Genomic DNA, 14,824 nt, shown 5'->3' on the forward strand with positions numbered 1-14,824 from the left:
GGTGATTGAGCCGAAGGCTCTCAGGGAACCACTACCAGGCTCTCGCCACCGCCGAGGGCTTCGACCCTGATCTGCACGCCAATCCGCTCCACCAGCGTCTGGACGTGGGAGATGACCCCGATCTGGCGACCGGCGGCTTGGAGGGAGTCGAGGCTGGCGAGCGCCAGATCCAGACTGTCCGGATCGAGGGTGCCAAACCCCTCGTCGATAAACAGCGACTCGACCTGGGTCTGCCGTGACGAGAGGCTGGAGAGGGCCAGCGCCAGCGCCAGCGACACCAGAAAACTCTCGCCACCGGAGAGGGAGTCCACCGAACGCACCTCGTCCCCCATGTCGAGATCCACCACCTGCAGCGCCAGATCGGTGCCGGGTACCCGCTCCAGCCGGTAGCGCGGTGATAGCTCGGCGAGCTGGGCGTTGGCCTCCAGCAGCAGACGCTCGAGGGTGAGGCTCTGGGCGAAGGTGCGGAACTTGGCGCCGTTGGCTTGCCCGATCAGATCGCACAGCTGCTGCCAGTGGTCGGCCACTGTCTGCTGGGCGGCCAACTCCTGTTGCAGGCTACCCGCCTTGAGAGCGGCGGCTTCGGCCTGTGCCAGTTTGCTCTTGCACTCGAACAGCTGCTCTTCAAGGGCGCGACAACGGGCATCGAGTGCCGCCAGTTGATCGCTCAGCTCTGCATCCGGCAGGGCGGCCAGCTCGGGGTGGTGCTCGCGATAGCGATCCCGCTTGCTCTCCTCCAGTGCCAGCGCCCGTTGCCGCTCGGCAAGGCGGGTGCGCGCCTCGCCAAGGGCATCTTCCAACCCTTGCAGGGCAGAGCGGCGAGCCTTGAGTTCATCGGGGCTGATGGCGAGCAGGCGGCGCAGGTCGTACTCGGCAATGCCAAGGGTGCTGGCGTGGGCGGCCCAGCGGCCCAGCACCTCCCGCTTGCGGCGGCTGCTGGTCTGCTTTTCCTGCTCCACATGGGTGAGGCGGGTTTTGAGCTCGGTCTGCCGCTCCCGCAGAGCGCGGGCGCCACTTTGCATCAGCTCCAGTTCGCTGGCGAGTTGTTGCAGACGCTGTTGCCAGCGGCTCTCGACCAGCGGGATCTCCTCGCCACCGAGACAACCGCTGCGGCTGGTGAGCAGCCCCTGCCGTTGCTGTTCGTGCTCCTTGTAGTCCCGCTCCAGCTTGTGCAGCAGCTCGCGCTGAGTCTGCAGGCGTGCCTCCTGCGCGCTCAGGGCGGGGGTGAGGCTGGCGATCTCGCTGGCCAGACGCTCCCACTCGCTCTGGCCGTGCAGCCAGGCCTCGCAGGCTCGCTGCCACTCGTGCCACTGCTGGCTGCCGAGCCACTGGCGCCACGGTTGGCCGCCCATCTGCTCGTCGAGGCGGTGGGCGCCTTGCTCAAGGCGCTGGCGCAGGGTCGCCTCCTGCTCGCCCATCCCCTTTACTTCCCCTTCCAGCGCGATGCGCTGGCGATCGGCCTCCTGCCACTGCTGGTCAAACTGCTGGTGCTGGGCAGCCAGTTGGCTCAGTTGTTGACGCACCCCTTGCAGCTGTTGTTGGCCAAGCTGGGCCTGACGCAGCAGCTGCTGGCTCTGGGCCAACCCCTGCTCCAGCGCCTGGCCACGGCCAAGCAGGGTGCTCATCAGCTCGTTCCACTCAATGGGGCTTTGGCGCAGCGGCAGCGAATGGCCGAGCAGGGTATCGCCCCCCAGCTGTTGCCAGCGCTGGGTCAGCTGCTCGGCGCGGGTTTCCAGCTCCGGCAGATGTTGCTGGCGCACCGCCAGCTGGCGGGCCAGTTCCTGACGCTCGCTCTCGCACTGGATGTATTGATGATTGAGCCGCTCCCATTCGAGTTCGAGGCTTCTGACCCGCTCCGCCAGCTGACCTAGGATCCCCGCCACCTGGGGCTGGCTCTGGCTGTAGGGGTGCTCCACGGAACCGCACAGCGGGCAAGGTTCGCCATCGCTCAGGATATGGCGATACTGCTCGAAGCTGGCGATGGCGCGGGACTGCTCCAGCGCGTGGCGCGCCTCATCCCGCTGCAGGGCGAGCCGCTCGCGGGCGGGGGCCAGCTCTTCGCCGAGGGTGGCGAGCTTGCCAAGGGCCTGCTCCAGCTGGGCAATCTCCTGTTGCAGGCGGGTATGCTGCTCGCCGTGGTTGCGGCCGTAATCGGCCAGCTCCAGCAGCTGGCGCAGCTGGCCCAGCTGTTCGGTTTGCTGCTGCCACTGCTCCTGCGCTTTGGCGAGGCGGCTCTCCCACTGCTGCTCCTGCAGCTCGTTCTGTTGCTGTTGCAGCCGAGCTTGTTCATGTTGCCAGTAGTCGCGCTCCTGCTGCCCCTTTTCCAGCTGGCGTTGCAGCTGCTGCAGGGCGCGCAGCTTGTGATCGCGCAGGGTGAGCAGTTGCTGCAGCTTGTCGGCATCCTCGGCCCAATCCTGCATTGCGCTGAGCAGGGGCTGCCACTGGCGGGCCACCGGTGCCAGCTCCTTGTGCTCTTCGAGCCAAAGGCCCCACTGCTGGTGCTGCTGCTTGAGCAGCTCCACCTGTCGGCTTTGCTCGCGCCAGCCCTGCTCCAGCGTGAGTTGCACTTCTCGCTCCTGTGCCCCCTCCTGCTGGATCTTCTGCAACTGCTGCACTTTCTCCCTGATGCGGGTATCGAGCTCCTGCGCCCGCTTGAGTTCGGGTTGCAGGGCGCCCCATTCCCGTTCGGCGGCGATCTTCTCCGCCAGCAGCTGCTGCTCGGTCAGCGCACTCTGCTGGGTCTGCTCCTCGAGCTTGGCCAGCTCAGGCCCCAGTTCTGCGATCACCTTCTCCTGCTGCTGCACTTCCAGAGTGAGGCGGGCCAGCTCGTCGTGATCGGCGCGGGCCACCTGGGCCTGCTCGGCACGGGCAAACTCGTCGCGCTCGGGGGCAGCGGCGCTGTGGGCCTGCAGGGCGGCATCGAGCGCCGCCTGTCCCTCGGCGCAGCCCAGCAGCTGGGCGGCAATGCGGCTGTTGAGGTCGCGCAGATCCTGCATCAGCTGCTGTTGCTGCTGCTCGTGCTTGAGGGTGGTGGAGAGGCTCACCTGCTGGCTTACCCACTGTTCGCGGGTCGCTTCATCCATCTGTGCCACGTCGCCGAGGCGCTGGGCTATGGTGGCCAGCTTCTGCTGCTCTTCCCGCGCCCGCTCATAGGTCTGGATGGAGATGGCGGAGTAGAGCTCGGTGCCGGTCATCCGTTCGAGCAGGGCGGAGCGCTCGTTGGCATCCGATTTGAGAAAGGCGGCAAATTCCCCCTGCGGCAGGATCACCGCGCGGCGGAACTGCTCCCAAGAGAGACCCACCAGCTCGTCGATGCGATCCTGCAGCTCCCGCTTGCTGCCGGAGAAAACCTGCCCCGACGCCACATCGGTCAGGGTGCGCTCCTGCGCCTGAAAGCGCCCTTCCGAGCGGTTGCGTGCCCGGCGTACCGCCCAGCGGGCCAGCCAGATGCGGCCATCACAGCCGCGAAATTGCACCTCGGCAAAGCCGCTGGCGTGACCGCGGCTGAGGATGCCGCGCACGTCGTTGGCCTTGAGCTTTTCCTCGTCATCCATGCGGCCCACTTCGGCCACGTTCTTGCGATTGGCGATAAAGCGCGGCATCTCGTCGTATAAGGCCAGACAAATGGCGTCGAGCAATGTGCTCTTGCCCGCACCGGTATTGCCGGTGATGGCAAACAGGCCTGCAGCGCCGAGCGCCCCCTGGGTAAAGTCGATGGTGAAGGGGCCGGTCAGACTGGCCAGATTCTCACCTGACAGAGACAAGATTTTCATTGGTTTGACTCCTTCACCTGCTCCAGGATCTCTTCAAACGAGGCAACCAGCCCAGCCTCGGGCTCCCCTTCAAACTGGCGCTGATAGCAGAGGCGAAATACCTCGGTGGGGTAGAGCTCATCGAGCCTGCGCCGCTCGCGGCCATCGGCCAGCCCTTCGCCCGAGCCCTGATACTGGGTGCTGATGCGGGCCAGACGCACCGGCTTGTCTGCGATGGCCGCCAGAATACGCTCGCGGATGCGGGCTTCTGGCTTGGGCAGCTGCAACCGCACTTCGAGGAAGGGCTGTGCTTCTTGTGGACAAGGGAGGAGCGTCAGTGCCTCGATGGCTTTCAATGCGTCGTCGAGAGGGCTCTGGGGCAGACGGATCATCTCCACTGCGCGGGGCACCGGGATCCGCTCCAGCCCGGCCAGTTTCCCCCCCGCAAAGGTCACTTCCAGCACCTGATGGTTGTAGTTGGCTTCGGTGAGCGAAAGCGGCAGCGGCGAGCCGCTGTAGTGGACCCCCTCGGCCGGGCTCTGGGCCAGATGGAGGTGACCGAGCGCCGTGTAGTCGGCACCGGCAAAGAGTTCGGCAGGCAGGGCGTGCTGGTTGCCGCCGAGCACCCGCCGCTCTGATAGCTCGGAGAGTTGGCCCGCCGCCAGATAGGCGTGGCCCATGGCGATGAGCGGCAGATCCTCCCCGCAGCGGGCGCGCCCTTCGGCCAGCACCTCGGCATAGATCTGGCGTACCCCTTCGATCAGCCTGTCCTGCCCCTCTGCCAACTGCTCCACCCGCAAGTCGCTGCTGCGCAGGAACGGCACGGCGGCGCACCAGGCGGCAATCTTGCCCTCCCGGTCTTGCAGCGGTACCAGCAGACGGTCGGTGTCGAGTTTGCCCTCACTGTCGCGGCTGATGCTGCCCACCAGATGCAGATCAAAGGCCCGCAGCAGCTCGTGGGGGGCATCCAGCTTGGAGGGGGAGTCGTGGTTGCCGCCGATCAGCACCATGTTGAGGTGGGGCAGCTCGGCGCGCAGCCGCGCCAGAAAACGGTAGAGCTGCTGCCAGGCGCTGGCGGGGGGATTGGCGGTATCGAACAGATCGCCCGCTACCAGCAGGGCGTCGATCTCGCGCGTCTTGAGGGTGTCACTCAGCCAGTCGAGGAAGGCATCGTGTTCAAAACGGCGGTCGTGACCATGGAGTTGATGGCCAAGATGCCAGTCGGCGGTATGGAGGATTTTCATGAGAAAGCAACCCGGATCCTGGGACGGTGCCGGTGGCACCCGATGGTGACAAGATGAGGATGCCCCGTGCTTTTTTCAAGTAAAACAGGGGGCTGCCGTCAGTTCATGCGGGTTCGCAGCACATCTTGTACTGGGGGTGGCCGGTGAGGGGATCGGACTCTTCCGCCTCGATGACAAAGCCGTGGCGGCGGTAGAAGCGCACAGCCTGGGAGTTTTCCACGAAGACTCTGGCGTGGAGCGACGCACCCTGACGCTTCGCCTCCTGCAAGAGGGCATGGCCGACGCCGCGTCCCTGTCGGTCGGGGCGCACAAAGAGGGCGGCGAGGTAGTTGTCTACCAGCGCCATAAATCCGAGCAGGTCGCCGCGCTCCTCGAACACCCAGATGTGGGCGTGATCGAGGTAGCGGGTGCGCAGATCCTCCTGAGCCTGCCACCAGCAGGAGGCATCGACGAAATCGTGGGCCTGCAGGGAGGCCAGCAACCAGATTTCGACGATCTCGTCCATGTCTTCGGGGCGACTGGGCCGCAACATATCTTCATCCTTGTTAACAACTTCACCTTCGCAGTCTAGGGGAACTTGATGACAGTTCCGGTAACCGGTATGGCACCCTGTGAAGTCGATCGCCCTTTATTTAGCAAGAATGATTGGCTGATCACAAAGCGCCTCTCTAGTACAATGCCCGCCGGACAATCTATCGAGACCGAGGACGCCATGTGGTTTAAAAACCTGCAGATTTATCGCTTTACCCGCCCCTTTGACCTGACCGTGGAGCAGCTTGAAACCCAGCTGGAGGCCTGTGCCTTCACCCCTTGCGGCAGTCAGGACATCTCCCGGTTCGGGTGGGTCAAGCCCCTTGGCAAATTCGGCTCAACCCTGACCCACAGCGCCTCTGGCCATATCCTCATCTGCGCTCGCAAGGAGGAGAAGATGCTGCCCGGTACCGTGGTCAAGGAGATGCTGGCGGAGAAGGTAGAGGCGATCGAGTTCGAGCAGGGCCGCGCCCTCAAGAAGAAAGAGAAGGAAGCGCTGAAAGAGGAGATCCTCCACACCCTGCTGCCGCGAGCCTTCAGCCGTACCAGCCAGACCTTCGCCTGGATCAATCCGGCCGACAACCTGATGGTGGTTGATGCGGGCTCTGCCAAGAAGGCGGATGACCTGCTGGCACTGTTGCGCAAATCCATCGGTTCCCTGCCGGTAGTGCCGGTAGCCCTCAAGAACCCGCCCGAGATCACCATGACCGAGTGGCTGAACGAGGGCAATCTGCCAGCTTCGTTCACCCTGGAAGATGAAGCCGAGCTGCGCAGTGCCATGGAGCACGGCGGCATCATCCGCTGCAAGCAGCAGGATCTGATGACGGATGAAATCAAGAACCATCTGGCCAACGACAAGCTGGTGACCAAGCTGGCCCTTAACTGGGGCGAGACCGTCAGCTTCGTGCTGGGGGATGATCTCTCCATCAAGCGTCTGAAATTCAGCGAAGAGCTGCGCGAGCAGAACGACGACGTCACCAGCGAAGATCCGGCCGCCCGTCTGGATGCCGACTTCGCGCTGGTCACCGCCGAGCTGTCCCAGTTTATCCCGGCGCTGTTTGCCGCCCTGGGTGGCGAAGAGCAGTCCATCTAACCGGACTTGCGCCTGTTTGGCCTCTGCCATCCCATCGTAAAAGCCGCCTTCGGGCGGTTTTTTTATACCTATTGCGGATAGCCATTATTGATAGATGAGTAAGATATTGATCTTGTTCAATAACTTGAGCTGTCAGCGCCAATCGTGACATAGTCCCTCTTCATGGTCATAAAACAGACAAGGAGAGTGTCATGTTGCGCAAACCTCTGGGGCTGGCTGTCGCCCTTGCCCTGCTGGCCGGTTGTGCCAGTGACAGCGGCTTTCACTACACCCCGCCAGCCCAGACCCTGATCGCACCCGAAGCCGCCAGTGGCTGGACCGACAAACAGGGCTGGCAGGGCCATGACTTCATGGTGGCGGCCGCCAACCCGCTGGCGGTGGATGCGGGCTACCAGATCATCAAGGCCGGTGGCAGTGCCGTCGATGCCGCCATTGCGGTACAGCTGGTATTGACGCTGGTGGAGCCGCAATCCTCAGGGATCGGTGGCGGAACGCTGCTGCTGGTGTGGGATGGCCGCAAGGTGAGTGCGGTGGATGGCCGCGAGACGGCGCCGGCTGCTGCCACCGACCAGCTGTTTATGCAAGATGGCAAGCCGCTGGCGTTTTATGACGGGGTGATCGGAGGCCGCTCGGTCGGCGTTCCCGGTACCCTGCGCGCCCTGGCGCTGGCACATCAGCGTTATGGCAAGCTGCCCTGGGCTGGGCTGTTCGAGCCCGCCATCACGCTGGCAGAACAAGGATTTGTGATAAGTCCACGGCTAGCCACATTGCTGGCCAAGGATCCCTATCTGGCGCGGGATCCGCAGGCGCGAGCCTACTTCTATCAGGCAGATGGCAGCCCCAAAACGGCGGGCACCCGGCTGACCAACCCGGCGTTGGCCAGGGTGTTGCGCACTCTGGCCACAGAGGGGGCAGATGCCTTCTATCGGGGGCCGCTGGCGGATGCCATGGTGGCCAAGGTGCGCCAGCATCCCACCAATCACGGGGTACTGGCGGCCACCGATCTGGCCAGCTATCAGGCCAAAGTGCGGGATGGCCTCTGCTTTGACTATCGCCAGAGCAAGATCTGCGGTTTTCCCACTCCCTCGTCCGGCACCCTGGCGCTCGGCCAGATCTTCGGCATGCTGGAGAGCCGCGATATGGCGGCCCTCAAGCCGATCACCACGAAGGAGGGGGGACTGGCTGCCTCCAGCGAGGCTATCCATCTCTACAGTGAAGCGGCGCGTCTGGCCTTCGCCGATCGCAACCAGTACGTCGCCGACAGCGATTTTGTCAGCGTGCCGGTGCAGGGGTTGTTGGACAAGGGCTATCTGGCCGAGCGCGGCAAGCTTGTCGGTCAGCACTCCATGGGGATTGCCAAGCCCGGTACGCCGCCACTGGCGCTGGCGCGCGGCAAGGATGCGACTCCGGAACTCCCCTCTACCAGCCATGTCTCGATTGTCGACAAGGCGGGGATGGCCATCTCCATGACCAGCTCCATCGAGGATGGTTTCGGATCGCGTCAGATGGTCAACGGCTACCTGCTCAACAACCAGCTCACCGATTTCTCCTTCACCTCGGTGGATGCCGCCGGTCTGCCGGTGGCAAACCGGGTGGAGCCGGGCAAGCGGCCCCGCTCCTCCATGTCACCCCTGCTGGTGTTTGACAAGCCAAGCGGCGAGCTGACCATGACGCTGGGCTCGCCGGGGGGCTCCGCCATCATCAACTACGTGGGCAAGACCCTGCTCGGTACTCAGGATTGGGGCCTGAACCTGCAACAGGCCATCAACCTGCCCAACTTTGGCAGCCGCAACGGCCCCACCGAGCTGGAAGCGGGACGCACCCCCATGTCGGTGGTCGAGGGATTGAAGGAGAGGGGACACGAGGTGGTGCTAAATGAACAAACTTCCGGCCTGCAGGGGGTTGAGCGAAACGCTGGCGGCTGGTTTGGCGCAGCGGATCCGCGCCGGGAAGGGATCGCCAAGGGGGAGTGAGGTTCCCATAGCAACAAGGCCAGCATAATGCTGGCCTTGTTGTTGATGGAGCGTGACGGAGCGCTTACTGGATACCCAGCAGCTCCACGTCGAAGATCAGGACTGATCCCGGCGGGATTTTGCCAGCGGCCCGGTCACCGTAGGCGAGGTTGGCGGGGATGTAGAAACGGGTCTTCTCACCTTCCACCATCAGCTGTACCCCTTCGGTCCAGCCAGCGATCACCTGATTGAGGCCAAATTCGATGGGCTCGCCACGGGCTACCGAGCTGTCAAAGATGGTGCCGTCCAGCAGCTTGCCCTCGTAGTGCACCTTCACCTTGCTGGTGGCAGTGGGGTGAACGGTACCGGTACCCGGGGTCAGCACTTCGTACTGCAGGCCAGAGGCGGTGGTGGTCACCAGCGGTTTGTCCTTGTTGCTGGCGAGGAACTCGGCGCCAATCCGCACGTTGTCGGCCGCCAGCTTCTTGTTGTTGCTGCTGGAGTAGAAATAGTAGGCGACACCGGCGATGAGCAGCGCGATCAGTATGAATTTCATCGGTTTTTCCTGTTCCATGAAATGTAAAAAGTGCAATGAGGACGCCATCTTATCGCGCACCGCCCCTGATGGCGAGCCACAGGGCGGGAGGATGTGAGCGGGCAGGCAAAGCTCGGAGACGCAGACGCAAAAAGGGGCGAGTCGGTGACTCGCCCCTTGTCATGGCGGCGGCGCTTACTTGGCGGCCACCATCATCAGGGCGGGCAGGGCGAAGAAGAGACCCGTCACATAACCCAGAGCCAGCAGTTTGTTCTCGCTGCCGACCCGGGCCAGCCCCTCGGCGGCGCGCACCGGCAGGTCGCGCAGGAAGGGGATGCCATAGATGATGACCACGGCAAAGAGGTTGAACAGCACGTGGACCAGCGCGATGGTCAGGGCCAGCTGGGCACCGGCTCCGCTGATGGCGGTGGCAGCCAGCAGGGCGGTGATGGTGGTGCCGATATTGGCCCCCAGGGTGAAGGGGTAGAGCTGACGGGTGCTGAACACGCCGCCGCCGGCCAGCGGGATCATCAGGCTGGTGGTGGTGGATGAGGACTGCACCATGATGGTCACCAGCGCGCCGGAGGTAATGCCGGTCAGTGGGCCACGGCCCAGCGCCTTGTGCAGCACCTCTTTGGCGCGGCCAACCAGTACCTGTTGCAGCACTTTGCCGAGATACGTGACGCAGGCGAGGATCAGCAGGATACCGATGATGATAGTGGCGATGGCAGCGCCCTTGCCTGGCAGGAAGGCAACGGCGCTGTCAATCAGCTGCTGGGCCGGTGCGGTCAGCGGCTTCATGAAGTCCATGCCCTTCATCGACATGTTGGCGGAGCCTACCAGCAGGTTGGCCAGCCACTCGGCGCTGTGTTGCAGCAGACCGAACATCAGCTCCAGCGGCAGGAAGATGAACACCGCCAGCAGATTGAAGAAGTCGTGCACGGTGGCGGCGGCGAAGGCGCGGCGGAACTCGGCGCGATCCCGCACATGGCCCATGGAGACAATGGTGTTGGTGATGGTGGTGCCGAGGTTGGCACCCATCACCATGGGGATGGCCATGCTGATGGGCAGGCCGCCAGCCACCAGACCGACGATCACCGAGGTGACGGTGCTGGAGGATTGCACCAGCGCGGTAGCGAGAATACCCAGCAGCAGGGCGACAAAGGGGTTGTTGGCAAAGGCGAAGATCTGGGCTGCGCCCTCGGCGCCGCCGGAGAAATCTTTGAAGCCGTGGGAGATGGCGCCCACGGCAACCAGGATCAGGTAGACCAGTACGATGACACTCATCCAGTTGAACAGGGCGCGGGTCGCGGGCGGCTGTGACAAGGAGTGATGGTGTTGCATAAAGCCTCTTGAGACGGTCGTTCCGTCTTGGGTTGTTGATGACCCGCGCATTTAATCAATGGTTAATGACAGAAATATGACAACGTGACATTTCGATGATGTTTTTATGACGACGAACTGCGGCGACAGGCGCTGACCGAGCCGGTTGGCTCTGGGGTGATAAAAGGGGGGCGAAGGCACTGCCGCCTTGCCAGTCGGGACGTGATCGCTACACTGCGCCCCTTTATTGGCAAGCAGGAGTAAACAAGATGATGCGTGCATGGATCCTCTCTCTGTCGCTGGGGCTGCTCTCGTCAGGGGCACAGGCCAGCCTGTTGAAAACCGACTGCAACCTCGACAAGGCCCTCAAAAACGAAGCGGTGAATGCCACTCTGGGGGTCAAGGGCAACTGTGATACCAGCAAGCTGGTGAAGCAGGAGAAAGAGAAGGTGAAAGCCGAGGTGCAAAAAGGCCGCACCGACCTGCTGGGCGAGAAGCGCGCCGACCTCAAGGAGAGCGACAACGGTATGCAGCAGAAGATGGACAAGGCAAACCAGCAGCTGCACAAGGCAAACCAGCAGCTGCACAAGGCGGAGCAGGATGCCAAGACCATCGCTCGCGATCCGCTCAAGGCTGCGGCGACCGCTGTGCTGGACAAGCAGTAAGCCGAGCGGGCCCAAGCCCGTGTGACCGGCAAGAGACCGGCAGCAAGAAGGGGAGCCATGGCTCCCCTTCTGTCTATCCGTTATCCGCAAAGGATCAGGCGTCAGCCGCTTCCTCGTACTGACGGAACGGGATGCGGAACACCGCCAGACGCAGGAACAGATAGGTCACGCCGAGGCCAGCCCAGATCAGGCCCAGCTCCAGCGAGCTCTGCTCCAGGTTGATCCACAGAGCACCGATGGTGGCGGCGCCGAGCAGCGGCATCAACAGGTAGACGATGTGGTCCTTGAGGGTCTTGTTGCGCTTCTCGCGTACCCAGAACTGACCGATCACCGACAGGTTGACGAAGCTGAACGCCACCAGTGCGCCAAAGTTGACCAGCGCCAGTGCGGTATCCAGATCAAACGACACGGCGGAGAGGGCCAGACCGCCCACCATCAGCACGTTGATGGCCGGAGTACGGTATTTCGGGTGGATGTAGCCAAACACCCGCTCCGGGATCATGCGATCACGACCCATCACGTAGAGGATGCGCGACACACCGGCGTGAGCCGCCATGCCGGAGGCCAGTACCGCCACCGTGGTGCAGACCAGCACTACGGACTGGAAGAAGGTGCCGCCAACGTAGAGGGCGATCTCCGGCAGTACTGCATCCGGATGCTGGAAGCGGGCGAGGCTCGGGAAGTAGAGCTGCAGGCAGTAGGAGACCACCACGAAGATGATGCCGCCGATAAGGGCAGTCAGCACGATCGCTTTGGGGATCACCTTGCCAGCGTTCGGGGTCTCTTCGGAGAGGGAGCTCAGACCGTCAAAGCCCAGGAACGAGAAGCAGAGGATGGTGGCACCGGTAAAGAGCGGTACCAGCTGTGCTGACTCGAAGTGGAACGGACGGCTGCTCATCAGGGTGCCAGCCCCTTCACCGTGGTAGATGCCCCATGCCATCAGGCCGATAAAGAGGGTGATGATGGCCAGCTGGATCACCACGATCAGACCGTTGAAGTTGGCGACCAGATTGATGCCGCGCAGGTTCAGGAAGGTCATCACGGTCACCAGACCGAAGATGAACACCCAGGGCTCGACGCCTGGGAACATGGCGGTCAGGTAGATCTTGGCCAGCAGAATGTTGATCATCGGCATGAACATGTAGTCGAGCAGGGATGACCAGCCGACCATGAAACCGACGTAGGGGTTGAACACCTTCTGGGCATAGGTATAGGCAGAGCCCGCAGAGGGGAACTTGCGTACCAGATGACCGTAGCTGAAAGCGGTGAGCAGGATGCCACCCAGAGCCAGCAGATAGGCGGTGGCGACCCGGCCATCGGTGATGTCACCGACGATGGCGAAGGTGTCGAAGACAGCCATGGGGGTCAGATAGGCCAGACCCATCACAATCACTTGTGTCAGGGTAAGGGTCTTGAGCAGCTTGGCGTTTTGCGATGCCATTACGCTTTCTCCTCAATCAGTGCCGCAGCACGTGCTTGCAACGAGCGCAGGGATACGATGGATTCGCAAGCCTGTACATCAAGGGCGCCGGGGAGGCGCATACCGGGCTGTACCGGCAGGAAAGCATTAAAACGCCCCATTGTTATCCTCTCAACGTCGGGAGATTGTTTGGCAATCTCGAATATCACTTCCGGAAACGTTCCGGCCTCTTGTGGTGGGTTTGTACTGCACTTCAAAAATACAAAAACCGATGTCGCAGTGAACATCGGTCCTTTATTGGCGGCGTATTGTGCATTCGGTCAGCCCCCTTGACAAGCAAAAAAGGACCGATTAACGCATTTTTTTGCATACGCGCGAGACAGGTAAGTGGTCACTCTCCCCCTGCCGCTCTCCCCAAGCCACTCCCCCTTTTACGAGGGGAAAGAGAACCCTTCCATGGCGTATGAAAAAACGGCAAATCGGGGCTGCAGGGTGCATAGCGCCTCAACATTGATCCTGATCATATTTGCTGGCGTTCCCCCGGGCTCGAGTCCAGCGATCTTATCGGCTGGCGGGGGATGGGAGGGGGTGAAATGGAAAAAGAGTGATTGCATATCCATTCACATTAGTGACTAATGATAGGAGGCGACGCGGCTCGGGCCATGGCACGGCGAGCGGTCCGGCTGGGTAGTTATTTGAAATCAGTCACACTTCCTGCAGAAACCGCGTTTCTGGCAACCAGCTCGCCGCAAAAACAACAAGGAGCCCGCAGGCTCCTTGTTTTGTATGGCGGTATGGTTGAGCCGCGATTACTGGGCGATCTCCACCTTGTCAGCAGGTTGTAGCGGGATGCGGAACACGGTGAGGCGCAGGAACAGGTAGATGGCACCCAGCGCCGCCCAGATCAGCCCCAGCTCGAAGGAGGCGGGTTCCAGATTGAGCCACAACACCCCGATGCAGGCGGCGCCACAGAGCGGCAGCAGCAGGTACATCAGGTGATCCTTGAGACACTTGTTGCGGCCCAGCTTCACATAGAAGTGGGCAATCACCGCCAGATTGACGAAGGTGAAGGCCACCAGGGCGCCAAAGTTGATCAGTGCCAGTGCCATCTCGAGATCGAACGATACCGCGGAGAGGGCCAGCAGACCGACCAGCAGCACATTGCATGCCGGGGTCTGCCACTTCGGATGCACATAGGAGAAGAAGCGACTCGGCAGAGCGCGATCACGACCCATTACATAAAGCAGGCGCGACACCCCGGCGTGAGAGGCGAGTCCCGAGGCCAGCACCGCCACCGTAGTGCAGACCAGTACCACCGCCTGGAACAGTTTGCCACCGACATAGAGAGCGATCTCCGGCAGGACTGCATCCGGTTGCTTGAAGCGGGAGATGTCCGGGAAGTAGAGCTGCAGGAAGTAGGACGTGCTGACAAACAGCACACCGCCGATCAGCGCCGTCAGCACGATGGCGCGGGGGATCACCCGATCCGCGTCCGGTGTCTCTTCCGACAGGGTGCTGATGGCATCAAAGCCGAGGAACGACAGACAGAGGATGGAGGCACCCATCAACAACGGCGAGATGTTGATCTGCTCGGAGAAGAAGGGACGGCTGCTGGCCACGGTCCCCAACCCTTCACCGTTGTGGACGCCCCAGGCGATCAGGCCGATGAAGACGGCAATAATACTGAACTGCATGATGACGATCAGGCTGTTGAAGTTGGCCACCAGCTTGATGCCGCGCAGGTTGAGTATGGTCATCACCGCGGCCAGTCCGAAGATATAGGTCCAGGGCTCCACCTCGGGGAAGAGAGCCTGCAGATAGATCTTGGCCAGCAGCATGTTGATCATCGGCATGAACATATAGTCGAGCAGGGAGGTCCAGCCCACCATAAAGCCGACATAGGGGTGAAACACCTTCTGGGCATAGGTATAGGCGGAGCCTGCCGACGGGAACTTGCGTACCAGATGGCCGTAGCTCAGGGCTGTGAACAACATGCCGATGAGGGCAAAGAGGTAGGCGGTCGGCACATGGCCTTCGGTAATTTCGGTGACGATGCCGAAGGTATCGAATACCGCCATGGGAGTGAGGTAGGCAAGACCCATGACCACGACCTGCCACAGTTTCAGGGTCTTTTTCAGACCAACCGGTTGGGCGTTCATCATGCCTGTTCCTCACGCGGTGCCAGGGCGGCACACTCCATCAACGAAACCGGGAGAGAGGCCCGGGAATCAAGGGCGCCGGGGTGGCGCGCGCCGGTCAGAGCCGGCAGGAAAGCATAGAGATGCCCCATGTTGTTCCTCACAGAATGT

Annotated in this window: 11 protein-coding genes; 3 read left to right on the forward strand and 8 right to left on the reverse strand. The window is 62.3% G+C overall.

The window, feature by feature from the left end; translation table 11 throughout:
• Positions 1-20 precede the first annotated feature (20 nt).
• The 3 genes from I6L44_RS02270 to I6L44_RS02280 form a co-directional block, all read right to left on the reverse strand.
• Entirely contained in the window at positions 21-3,773 is a 3,753-nt protein-coding gene (locus tag I6L44_RS02270; protein ID WP_216953171.1) for an AAA family ATPase, read from the reverse strand.
• Positions 3,770-4,996: an exonuclease SbcCD subunit D C-terminal domain-containing protein gene (locus tag I6L44_RS02275; protein WP_216953172.1), complete on the reverse strand. Its 1,227-nt coding sequence runs from the start codon at positions 4,994-4,996 to the stop codon at positions 3,770-3,772. The genes I6L44_RS02270 and I6L44_RS02275 overlap by 4 nt, the downstream gene beginning before the upstream one ends.
• Before the next feature lie 103 nt (positions 4,997-5,099).
• Positions 5,100-5,528, reverse strand: a complete 429-nt coding sequence (locus tag I6L44_RS02280; protein WP_041208255.1) for a GNAT family N-acetyltransferase — start codon at positions 5,526-5,528, stop codon at positions 5,100-5,102.
• A 180-nt stretch (positions 5,529-5,708) separates the two neighbouring features.
• Here I6L44_RS02280 and rdgC point away from each other — a divergent pair, with 180 nt between their 5' ends.
• Positions 5,709-6,620, forward strand: a complete 912-nt coding sequence (rdgC, locus tag I6L44_RS02285; protein ID WP_033113354.1) for a recombination-associated protein RdgC — start codon at positions 5,709-5,711, stop codon at positions 6,618-6,620.
• A 191-nt stretch (positions 6,621-6,811) separates the two neighbouring features.
• On the forward strand, positions 6,812-8,593 hold the full coding sequence (ggt, locus tag I6L44_RS02290; protein WP_216953173.1) for a gamma-glutamyltransferase: 1,782 nt from the start codon (positions 6,812-6,814) through the stop codon (positions 8,591-8,593).
• Positions 8,594-8,657: 64 nt separating this feature from the next.
• Here the strand turns inward: ggt and I6L44_RS02295 are convergent, their stop codons facing one another.
• Both I6L44_RS02295 and I6L44_RS02300 read right to left on the reverse strand, forming a co-directional pair.
• Positions 8,658-9,128 carry an FKBP-type peptidyl-prolyl cis-trans isomerase gene (locus I6L44_RS02295; RefSeq protein WP_216953174.1) on the reverse strand — a complete coding sequence of 157 codons (471 nt, stop codon included), beginning with the start codon at positions 9,126-9,128 and terminating at the stop codon, positions 8,658-8,660.
• 174 nt (positions 9,129-9,302) lie between these two features.
• Entirely contained in the window at positions 9,303-10,451 is a 1,149-nt protein-coding gene (locus I6L44_RS02300) for a sodium:phosphate symporter (protein ID WP_005338243.1), read from the reverse strand.
• A gap of 248 nt (positions 10,452-10,699) precedes the next feature.
• On the opposite strand from I6L44_RS02300, the gene I6L44_RS02305 reads away from it, so the two are divergent.
• Positions 10,700-11,095 carry a hypothetical protein gene (locus I6L44_RS02305; RefSeq protein WP_254204252.1) on the forward strand — a complete coding sequence of 132 codons (396 nt, stop codon included), beginning with the start codon at positions 10,700-10,702 and terminating at the stop codon, positions 11,093-11,095.
• A gap of 94 nt (positions 11,096-11,189) precedes the next feature.
• On the opposite strand, the gene I6L44_RS02310 is transcribed toward I6L44_RS02305, so the two are convergent.
• From I6L44_RS02310 to I6L44_RS02320, 3 genes are all read right to left on the reverse strand, one after another.
• Positions 11,190-12,536: an APC family permease gene (locus tag I6L44_RS02310; RefSeq protein ID WP_216953175.1), complete on the reverse strand. Its 1,347-nt coding sequence runs from the start codon at positions 12,534-12,536 to the stop codon at positions 11,190-11,192.
• Positions 12,536-12,802 (reverse strand): hypothetical protein, encoded by a 267-nt coding sequence (locus I6L44_RS02315; RefSeq protein WP_021230505.1) that lies wholly within the window; start codon positions 12,800-12,802, stop codon positions 12,536-12,538. The genes I6L44_RS02310 and I6L44_RS02315 overlap by 1 nt, the downstream gene beginning before the upstream one ends.
• Positions 12,803-13,324: 522 nt before the next feature.
• The gene (locus I6L44_RS02320) at positions 13,325-14,674 is read right to left on the reverse strand and encodes an APC family permease (RefSeq protein ID WP_216954322.1); all 1,350 of its coding nucleotides are present in this window, start codon (positions 14,672-14,674) and stop codon (positions 13,325-13,327) included.
• Positions 14,675-14,824: the final 150 nt, after the last annotated feature.

It is taken from the genome of Aeromonas sp. FDAARGOS 1414 (assembly GCF_019047065.1).
GTDB lineage: Bacteria > Pseudomonadota > Gammaproteobacteria > Enterobacterales > Aeromonadaceae > Aeromonas > Aeromonas veronii_A.

Coding starts and splice junctions, on each gene's coding strand:
- I6L44_RS02270 (WP_216953171.1), bottom strand. CDS start 3,773: ATGAAAATCTTGTCTCTGTCAGGTGAGAATCTGGCCAGTCTGACCGGC.
- I6L44_RS02275 (WP_216953172.1), bottom strand. CDS start 4,996: ATGAAAATCCTCCATACCGCCGACTGGCATCTTGGCCATCAACTCCAT.
- I6L44_RS02280 (WP_041208255.1), bottom strand. CDS start 5,528: ATGTTGCGGCCCAGTCGCCCCGAAGACATGGACGAGATCGTCGAAATC.
- rdgC (WP_033113354.1), top strand. CDS start 5,709: ATGTGGTTTAAAAACCTGCAGATTTATCGCTTTACCCGCCCCTTTGAC.
- ggt (WP_216953173.1), top strand. CDS start 6,812: ATGTTGCGCAAACCTCTGGGGCTGGCTGTCGCCCTTGCCCTGCTGGCC.
- I6L44_RS02295 (WP_216953174.1), bottom strand. CDS start 9,128: ATGAAATTCATACTGATCGCGCTGCTCATCGCCGGTGTCGCCTACTAT.
- I6L44_RS02300 (WP_005338243.1), bottom strand. CDS start 10,451: ATGCAACACCATCACTCCTTGTCACAGCCGCCCGCGACCCGCGCCCTG.
- I6L44_RS02305 (WP_254204252.1), top strand. CDS start 10,700: ATGATGCGTGCATGGATCCTCTCTCTGTCGCTGGGGCTGCTCTCGTCA.
- I6L44_RS02310 (WP_216953175.1), bottom strand. CDS start 12,536: ATGGCATCGCAAAACGCCAAGCTGCTCAAGACCCTTACCCTGACACAA.
- I6L44_RS02315 (WP_021230505.1), bottom strand. CDS start 12,802: ATGTTCACTGCGACATCGGTTTTTGTATTTTTGAAGTGCAGTACAAAC.
- I6L44_RS02320 (WP_216954322.1), bottom strand. CDS start 14,674: ATGAACGCCCAACCGGTTGGTCTGAAAAAGACCCTGAAACTGTGGCAG.